At 56.1% G+C, this 1,504-nt stretch carries 2 protein-coding genes; both read left to right on the top strand.

Annotated elements, in window-relative coordinates:
- Positions 1-491: 491 nt before the first annotated feature.
- On the top strand, positions 492-806 hold the full coding sequence (locus tag U4E84_RS17145) for a hypothetical protein (RefSeq protein WP_322533311.1): 315 nt from the start codon (positions 492-494) through the stop codon (positions 804-806).
- A 325-nt stretch (positions 807-1,131) separates the two neighbouring features.
- The gene (locus U4E84_RS17140) at positions 1,132-1,320 is read left to right on the top strand and encodes a ribbon-helix-helix domain-containing protein (RefSeq protein ID WP_322533312.1); all 189 of its coding nucleotides are present in this window, start codon (positions 1,132-1,134) and stop codon (positions 1,318-1,320) included.
- The last annotated feature ends 184 nt before the right edge of the window (positions 1,321-1,504 follow it).

Genomic DNA, 1,504 nt, shown 5'->3' with positions numbered 1-1,504 from the left:
CGCAGAAAAATATTTGTTATTCCCCCGATTTTGTAGTTCTGTGCTTCCCCGAGATGGAAGTCACTGAGGAACTGCCCGCTCACCACCAGCCGATCAACAGCATACATGTCCGCCACACCGCACCCGACGACGCACCAGCCGCTCACTACCACCCACGCGACAATGCGCCTCGCTGAGCGCTCTCCTGAGACCGACCACTCCGCGCAGAGTCTGTGGAACGAGGGAGTGATCGCAGAGCTCCCTGACAAGGATTTCGACGGTGCTCGCTACTATCCGCCCGCTGATATCGTGATCTGTCGGACCGGTAACGCCCTCGTGACCGTACTCGATGCGGCTGCGACTCGTGTCCGGACGCCGCGAGCCGTACAGTGCCCGGAGTGCGAGGAGCCGCACGAGGCAGCGTTGATGGAGGCGTGCCCGTGGTGCGGCGCAGATACACCCGAGGGTCGGACAACTGGCACGATCACAGTGCGCTACACGGAGGATCGATAATGGCGGTTCGAGAGGGTCTCACCCAACTAACCGATTTGAGCGGGTCCGGGGACAACGTGCTCGTGAAGGCGCTGGTCACTCACATCCAAGATCTCGATAGCCACAAGCCGTACCAGAAGGGCTTGCTGCGTGACCGGTCAATGAGTGACGATGAAGTCCGGCCATTCGTAGTGTACGATGCGGATCTTCGGTTAGACAAGGGGAAGGTGTACGTTCTCAACGGAACTGATTACGAGTACACACCGTCGGGAGAGGTTCAGGTCGTGCTTGGAGAGGACGCGTACTACGAGGAGATCGCAGACACCTCGGAGTAGGACAACCAAGACGGCCTGAGAGGCGCACAATCACGTCATGCTCGCGTTGAAATCTTTTTGAGTGGGTTGGGCCACAATAGCTGATTAAATACTTCTCGGCGTGCCTCACGGATTTCGTGCTGATCGTTTTTCAGATCGGTGGATATTGGCTGACTGGTGACAAATGCTGATGTCTTATTGACGGCGGAGGTCTTGAGGCGTGACCAACTCAACACGGTGCGAACCGCGGTACAACAGTTCACTATACGGCGTACGTACGAGGCCTCCGGACGAATCTGGTGTGCTGTGCGACACGCTGAAGATATACCTCTGGGAATACAAGCGTATGCCGAAGGTCAGCGTCGAAATCCCCCAGGAATTGCTTGATGACCTTGACGAGCACGTCGGTGACGAGGGAAAGTTCGTCAATCGAAGCGATGCGGTTCGGGCTTCGATTCGCAAGACACTCGATATGCTTGATGAGATCGACAAACGACACGGGCGGGTTGAGACGGACGACGGTGAGTCCCACTAGTCTCAACCAACAGAACTGACGGATACACTGCATTGTTGGTTAAACTGGTTTGCGGTCACCCCCACCAGAACGAGTACTATCGTCGAGGTCATCAAACAGCCCCACCATGAAAAGGCGGTGTTCAGATAAGGATTGAAAGGTGAGGCGGTGCGTTTTCAAAGTGATCTATGCCCGAAAACGACCG

This window comes from Halorubrum sp. AD140 (genome assembly GCF_034497445.1).
GTDB lineage: Archaea > Halobacteriota > Halobacteria > Halobacteriales > Haloferacaceae > Halorubrum.
Note: the sequence above shows the minus strand (reverse complement) of the source record. Positions and strands in the feature narration are given on the sequence as shown.